The 8,155-nt window shown below is 31.9% G+C and carries 5 protein-coding genes; 4 read left to right on the top strand and 1 reads right to left on the bottom strand.

All coding sequences use genetic code 11. The features are described from left to right. The first annotated feature begins 578 nt into the window (after window positions 1–578). From F6K40_RS03120 to F6K40_RS03110, 3 genes are all read left to right on the top strand, one after another. Complete coding sequence (locus F6K40_RS03120; RefSeq protein ID WP_293131235.1) at window positions 579–1,292, top strand: M15 family metallopeptidase; 714 nt, start codon at window positions 579–581, stop codon at window positions 1,290–1,292. A gap of 509 nt (window positions 1,293–1,801) precedes the next feature. Then, window positions 1,802–2,836 (top strand): leucine-rich repeat domain-containing protein, encoded by a 1,035-nt coding sequence (locus F6K40_RS03115; RefSeq protein ID WP_293131232.1) that lies wholly within the window; start codon window positions 1,802–1,804, stop codon window positions 2,834–2,836. 606 nt (window positions 2,837–3,442) lie between these two features. Beyond that, window positions 3,443–4,066 carry a hypothetical protein gene (locus tag F6K40_RS03110; RefSeq protein ID WP_293131229.1) on the top strand — a complete coding sequence of 208 codons (624 nt, stop codon included), beginning with the start codon at window positions 3,443–3,445 and terminating at the stop codon, window positions 4,064–4,066. A gap of 220 nt (window positions 4,067–4,286) precedes the next feature. On the opposite strand, the gene F6K40_RS03105 is transcribed toward F6K40_RS03110, so the two are convergent. Further along, window positions 4,287–5,576, bottom strand: a complete 1,290-nt coding sequence (locus F6K40_RS03105) for a lipid-A-disaccharide synthase-related protein (RefSeq protein WP_293131226.1) — start codon at window positions 5,574–5,576, stop codon at window positions 4,287–4,289. 628 nt (window positions 5,577–6,204) lie between these two features. Here F6K40_RS03105 and corA point away from each other — a divergent pair. Continuing rightward, window positions 6,205–7,368, top strand: coding sequence for a magnesium/cobalt transporter CorA (gene corA / locus F6K40_RS03100; RefSeq protein WP_293131222.1), 1,164 nt, complete (start codon window positions 6,205–6,207; stop codon window positions 7,366–7,368). The last annotated feature ends 787 nt before the right edge of the window (window positions 7,369–8,155 follow it).

Here is an 8,155-nt window from a genome sequence, read left to right as displayed (position 1 = left end):
TAAGCATAAATACGAATTTAAAAATTTATGCATTTTCATTTCCTTTCTTACTCATTACTCCTTACTCATTACTCCTTACTCATTAATCCTGAGTAATACGATAACTAATTACCCGGATTCTATATGACTCCTGACTCCTGACTCCTCCATTTTTATTTATAACTATTCAACCGGACATGATATAAGTATTGGTCTGAGAAAGCAAAGATCGATTTTCCACAACTATCTGAAGCTTTAAATGCAGTTGAAAAAAAAGGAAGATATTCACCTCCAAAAAGCCATCCTTTCAGAAGTTGGTGGAAAAATTCTTTAGTCAAATAAACTTTTAATTTTAATATAAAATTACCCCATGATAAAAGTTGGCTAGGAATTTCTATAAGTTCTTCCCTATTGTCTATAATCAGAATTTTTAACGTTCCTTTTTTACCCTTGGTATTATATAATTATTAAAATTAAAACTTGACTATTAATAATTGATTTCTAAAAAGGAAATTTCGGATTTTCTTTCCTTCAAATTCATTCGGAGGTACTGTTAACTGATAACTAATAACTGATAACTAATAACTGATAACTGATATATGAAGCCTTACCACAAAATTAAAATCCAAGAATGTCACGAACCATTAATTCCAATTCCCTTAGAATTATTTGCCATTGAATCACCCCATCCCTATCAAAAATTAGGTGCGCCCTATCATCTTTCTCAAACAAATTCACCTTATTTTTTACGTCAAAAAGTATTGGATAGTTTGATAATAGCTCAAACAAAATTACAACAAAATTATCCTGGTTGTCACATCCAAATATTTGATGCTTATCGCCCTATTGCCGTACAACAATTTATGGTAAATTACACTTTTGCAGAAACACTAAAAGCTCAAGGTTTAACATTAGATAGTCCGTCTTTGACTGAAGCAAAACGTCAAGAAATTTTCGAGCTAGTTTATCAGTTTTGGGCAACTCCTAGTCTAGATTCGACTACACCACCATCTCACAGCACTGGTGCTGCTGTAGATGTAACTTTGGTTGATGCTAATGGCAAAACTATTGATATGGGTTCTCCCATTGATGAGTTATCCCCTCGCTCTTATCCCAATCATTTTTTAGAGCGTCAGGATCAGGAAGCTCAAAAATATCATCAACATCGACAATTATTAGCAGAGGTAATGTTGTCTGGGGGGTTTCAGCAGCATCCACAGGAATGGTGGCACTTTTCTCACGGCGATCAAATGTGGGCTTGGTTAACTAATAGTGGAGGTGAAGTTGTGGCAAGATATGGAAGAGTAGAATAGTAGTATTTCTGAATAGAATTAGTTCATGGTAATATTAAATTCGGTAGTTTAGGTATGAATAAAGTAGATAAATTTAATTTATATAAAATTTCTTACTATTAATATCTATCTTCCATCAACCCGGTTTCTTATAACATCCTGAAGCCAATGAAGCAGAGAAACCGGGTTTATATAAAATTTCCTACTATTGATATCTATCTTCCATCAACCCGGTTTCTTATAACACCCTGAAGCAAACAGATTTGATATAAAAAATTATAATAAGAGAGCTAGAAATAGCTGAATACTTACTAATAATTATTGACTACTATAACAATCAGAAATGAGATGTGAAAAAAAGCTGTAGGGGTTTGGTCTCCTTTCCCCAAGCGCTAAGGGATTTGGAGACCAAACCCCTACGATAAAATCTTACAACCTATTTAGGATTGCTATATAAACAGTCTAAATATTTGTATAAAAATTTATCGCGCCTAGTGTAACATCAACAAAATTTTGAAATATAAATAGCAATGAAAAAACTCAAAATCATCTTTTTTGGCATTTATATTTGCTTCACAATACTCTTAAGGGAAAACTCCGCAAAAGCCAACTCTATCTCCCCAAAAAATTTTTCTACCTTTAGAGAATGGTGTTTAAATCAAACTAATATTTCTCCCACTGCCCAACATACAGTTAAAATTCTTTTGCAGAAAGCCAGAACTGAAAATTGCGTTGAAGCAGATGAAAAACTTTCTCGCCTCTCCTTTATTTCCCTCAGCAATTATCGTATTAGGAATATTGCCCCAGTATCCAGTCTCAAAAATATCACTCGACTTGCTCTAAATGATAATCAAATTGTCGAATTATCCGCCCTATCTCAACTACCAAAACTGACTAATTTATCTTTGGATGGTAATAGAATCAGAAATATTTCTGACATATCTAAATTAACCAACCTAACTCACCTCACTCTCAACGATAATAATATCAAAAATTTATCTCCCTTATCCAACTTAACCAAACTAACTCATCTCAAATTAATTTTTAATCAAATAGAAGATGTATCTCCCCTCTCCAACTTAACCCAATTAATTGAACTAAATTTAGGAGTTAATCGCATCAGAAATATTACTCCTCTGGCAACTTTAACCAATCTAACTCACCTGCATCTTAACGATAATAATATCGGGAAACTTTCCCCTCTCTCTAACCTCACAAACCTAACAAGTCTGCATTTATATCGAAATCAAATTAGTGACATTTCGCCTCTTTCTAATCTAACTAATTTAACTTTTCTTAGCCTCAGCGATAACTACATCACAGAAGTCTCAAATCTTTCTAGTTTAAATCAACTCAAATCTCTGATTTTAGTTTTTAATCAAATTACAAAAGTAGATTCTTTATCAACTTTAAGTAACCTCACTTTACTAGATTTAAGTCGCAACAAAATAATAGATGTTAGTTCTTTATCGACTTTGAAAAAATTACGATCGCTGTACCTACGAAATAACCCAGTTGCTCAAAAAAACTGTCCTATACAACCAGAATCAATTTGTCGTTTCTAACAATTTTATGTCAAAGAATAGTAGTAGACTGACACAGTTAAAATGCTGGAATAAGCGTAGGTTTGATTGATGCAATAAACACAACAAAAATAAGGCTTTTTTTGGGTTTAAGTTTGTTCTAAAAAGGTCTACATTTTAAGCGTTTCATGCTAGTAGTAGTAGCACATCTAGATTTATTTTGTGGATAATTGAGCAACTCGGAAGACCTCTCCCCCCTGCCCCTCCCCCTCTCCTGGAACTATCCCTTATAAGGAACTCTTGAAACCCTAGTTAGTGAGTAATAAATTTACCGAAAAATTAAGGTTTAAAGCCTCTCCTTTCAAGGAGAAAAAAACAAAAAAATTCCTTTTTACCAATCCTATTCTTTTTAATAATTATTAATTATTAATTGTTAATTGTTAATTATTTAATGACCTTACTTATATATATTTGAAAGTATTTTATGACTCTATTTTGTGTCAGTCTCAATAGCTTAAAAAAATCGATTCTAGTTTGTTTTTGAACTGCCAATATAAAGCATAAACCTAATTTAATCTTATTGCTTGACTAAAATTTCAAACTAATTCTATAATAGGCAAATATTATCTCAAAATATTAGGAAGAATTATGTGGCAAACCTGTATAAATAAACTATCTCCTATTGAAGGTGACTTTAGTCTAGAAATACCAGAGTTATTAAAGATAGCCTTCAACGAAAAGGGGATATTTAATGAAGACGAAATGTTTATGCCTATTCGTATAGTTAATATTTTAGGTTGTTGCAGTACAGCTATGTACCTTGACTGTCCTAATATTCCTGAACATCATTTAGACCATCCAGATTATAATATGGGAAGATACTACTGGTTTGATTTTGATATCGTAGGAGTGGATAGATTATTATTGCCACTACGGATGGTTTTTAATACAGGTGATGCTGATTGTAATGATGGTTTTTGGGGAGTTGTTTGGGAGCGTAATAAAGGAAAAATTATTGCCAATATTATTAGTAGTGGTGATACAGAAACAACTGTAGAAGCTGTTTCAAACCAACACATTAAGATGTATGAGTATCAGGAAATTTTAATTCCTACTATTTTGGATGGTAATGATGATTGTGGTGGTTTATCGCGTTATATAATATCTGCGAATAATTTAAAGCTAGAAAAAATTATATGTTTAGCAATTAAGTTTTTCTATGAATTAATACTTATAGTTAAGCAAAAAATACGAAGGTCAGCATTCAGGTAGCTGGCAGTAAACTATTAGTTATTTCATAAATAATGAATATATACTCTAAGGTAAAGGTCAGTTTTTTCCAATACTTTTAATTTTACTTAAATCTATCAATACTAATTCCCTATCTAAAGGAAATCAAGTAATACAAGTAATAGCTGATAACGCAGTTCCTGTGTAAGAAATTAGCTGATTACCTGAATGTTTACATACTAAGCTAATTTATTTTTATTTTCTAACTTAGATATTCGACAAGATAATTAGCTATTTTTTCACTAGCACCAGCTTTCCCCATCCTTTCTAAACCATTCCGAATACAAGCTTCTAAATACTCTTTATCTACCAAAGTTTCTTTTACTTTTTTAGCTGCTTCTTGCAGAATAAAACTATTAGCACCTTTATTACCAATAACCTGTACCGAACATCCTAAAAGTCTAGTTTGAGCCTCTGCAAAACGATAAGTAAATGACGGACCTTCTCCAGGAATAGTAATTACAGGTTTTCCTAATCCAACAGCTTGTTCTATTGCAGTTCCAGCCATACCAATTACCAAATTTGAATGTTGTAAAATATCTGCAAAAGCATCCTCATAACAAATTACTTCTATTGCATATTCCTGATTTAAAAATGTTAGCTTGCTTCCTCGATATTCCCAACTTTCAGAAGTAGATATCGCCTCTAGTTCAGACATTAAAATCGGCACAGTCGCAGCTCGAAACTGACAAACATTTTCTCCCATAACTTTGACAATTTCTCTGACTAGCTTCAACAACAAACATAAATTTCTACCAGCTTCCGGCAACCGAGAACCAGGCAAAATAGCAATAGTAAATAATTCCGGTTTAAGCTGTAAATTTTTCCCTGTTGAAGTTAAATTATCCATCACTGGCGTACCAACAAATTCTGCCTTATTAATTCCTTGTCGGTTTAAATCTTTTGCCGTCAAAGCATCTCTAGCAAAAACCTTTAAACATCGAGAATTATTTAGTAACTTCGGCAAGATTAAACCCAAATTAATTCGACCTTCATAATAACTAGAATCAGCAGAAAGAAACACCATATAAGGAAGCTTTGTCGAATAAGCGATCGCTGCCACTACAATATCTCCAGTAGCCATAATTAAATCGCAATTTTTAGCAAATTTCCAAATAGTTTGTAACTGCTGCCAAGTTAAACTAATTAATCCTTGTCCCAAATCTTTAAATAATAACAAAGGATTGAGATATAAAAATCCTCCTGATGGCATATTAGCTGTAGGACTAATAATTGGTATATTTAAACTTTTATAACTATTACCAGAACCAACAATAGGCATAGCTGATATATTTATATCGGGGCAAATTTTTCTAAAGGCTTTAATAATTTGACAATTATGGGCATCTTCTCCATGACCATTACTTAAAAAAAGGATATTTTTATTAACAGGAAGTACGGAGTCGGGAGTCGGAAGTCGGGAGTCGGGAAGATTCATAAAGGGAAGTTTTTTAATTTCTGATTGTGACCATTTTTTGAATTCAAAATTCAAAATTCAAAGTTCAAAAATTTTGGTTCTAAGTGAATTTCAATAATTGTTTAATTAAGAATTCAAGCCTGGTTCTTTAGAACGAAAAATTCAAAAATATTTTCCTTATTTTCAGCCTATGACTTTAGGCAGAGGTTATAATGAGCGAATTAATAATTTTGAATTTTGAATTGATTTGACTAGATAAAGAAGACAAGGTGACAAGGGAGAAAAAAGCGGAAAGATTAAGAGCTATTTACAGCAAATCAGTAGAAAAAAATACTTATTTTTGTTCTCTTTATATCTACTTCGTATTTCCCTGTTCTCTGTTTCCTAAAATGTTTATTTATAAATATTTCACCGAATATAAAATCATATAGTAGTATGAAATGATTTGTGAAAAAGGCGTTGCTGATGCCTGGGTATGATTTGTATTTTTTGATAATTGCTAAACTATTTAATAACAACTATTTCAAATTGTTCAATTTTTATTTTCATACCTTGATTCAGCAACGCCGTGAAAAAAACTGTAGGGGTTTAGTTTCCAAATCCCATTTTATATTGAGCTTGGAGAACAAACCCCTAGGATAAAATATTACAACATAAACGCGGATTCCTATACTCATAACCAATAACTTTTAACTTTAAATTTATGGTAGATTCAATTAACGTACAACCCAATTCTCCTAAATTATCATCAGAAGAAGAATCTTGTCTTGACTATTATTACGACAACCCAGAAGATTTACCTGGTAATCTTGATTTAGAACCCAATGCTTTACCACCAGAAATAACTTTAATAGACTATACAGAAAATACAGTCAACCAAATAAAAATATCAAATCCCGAAGATTGTATTCCCTACCTCAAATCTGATTCAGTTTCTTGGATCGATATGCTTGGTTTAGGTAATAAAATTGCTTGGCAACAGATGGCAAAAGTATTTCAAATACATCCTCTAATTATCGGAGATATAGTTAACGTTCCCCAAAGACCTAAAATTATCCATGACAACAATCAAATCATAATTATTACCTGGATAGTGAGAATAAACTCAGATTTTGAACCATTTGAAAAAGAACAAATAAGCATTATATTAGGGGAAAAATATTTAATCACAGTGCAAGAAAAACCCGAAGATGATTGTCTCAAACCAGTAAGAGAAAGAATCAAAAATAATCAAGGTATTATTCGGAAACAAAAAGTAGATTATTTAGCTTACTCTTTACTAGATACAATCATTGACGGTTTCTTTCCAGTCTTAGAAGAATATGGGGAACGGATAGAAAAATTAGAAAATGAAATAGTATTTAACCCCGCTCGCCACAGCATGCAAAAAATTTATGAACTGAGGCGAGAACTCTTAACACTCCGTCGAGCTATTTGGTCATTAAGAGAAGCAATTAATATTCTGATTAGAGATGGTACAAACTTAATAAGTCCTGATGTATTAGTTTATTTTAGAGACTGTTATGAACATACAATTCAACTGAGAGATATAGTCGAAACTTATCGAGATTTAGCTTCAGATTTAATGGATATTTATTTATCTTCAGTCAGCAATAAAATGAATGAAGTTATGAAACTACTAACTGTAATTTCCTCAATTTTTATTCCATTAACTTTTATAGCTGGAGTTTATGGTATGAACTTCAACCCAGAAGTATCTCCTTGGAATATGCCAGAATTAAATTGGCGTTATGGTTATCCATTTTGCTTGTTAATAATGTTTATTACTGCTGTTGGTTTAATTTATTTCTTTTGGCAAAAAGGATGGTTTGAAAACCTTTCAATTACTCTCAAAGAAGATGATTAAGATACTGAATTTATAAAAATCGGGATTAGGGAGTAGGGAGTAGGGAGTAGGGAGTAGGGAGTAGGGATTAGGGATTAGGGAGTAGAGCGAAATTTTTGTAAGCATTCAGCTTCAGCTATTAATCTGTTGTGCATTTAAACAACTTATTTTTGTGTACCTCATGCAAAGGAAAATTATTATGACTTATGAGTTGCTAATACACATTTTCAATGAGCATTATTTTTGCCATTAGCTTCAGCATTCAGCAGTGAGCATTAAACTATAAACTTCATTATTTTGAGAGAAGGAATTGGCATATTCGTAATTTCAAAGAATTAAAAGTATGGATAAAAGCTCATGCTTGCTTCATTTATTAAAAAGCTGAGAGCTGACTGCTAATAGCTGAATGCTTACCCATTAACTTCATAGGAAATGAAGTAAAATTGTAGTCTTATAAAGACGTAATTACCAGACTCAATCAAAGCAGATTTGAATACCTTAGCTATTCACAGTAAATATATTTTAAAATTTTACATTTAGGCATCTGATTGCTAATTCCAAGAGCTGAATGTTTACAAGTTTTTGGAGTGGATATTATATTGGCAAAAATATTTTTTTTCTATTGCCTATTCTCTATTGCCTATTCCTTATTGCCTATTCTCTATTGCCTATTCCTTATTCCCTAAAAGCGATAGCTATTCACAGTAAATGTATTTTAAAAATTTACATTCAGGCATCTGATTGCTAATTGCTCATAGCTGAATGCTTACAAATTTTTTGTGCATATTATATTGGCAAAAATACTTTT

The organism is Okeania sp. SIO3I5, from assembly GCF_010672085.1.
In the GTDB taxonomy this organism is placed as follows: Bacteria; Cyanobacteriota; Cyanobacteriia; order Cyanobacteriales; family Microcoleaceae; genus Trichodesmium.
Note: the sequence above shows the minus strand (reverse complement) of the source record. Positions and strands in the feature narration are given on the sequence as shown.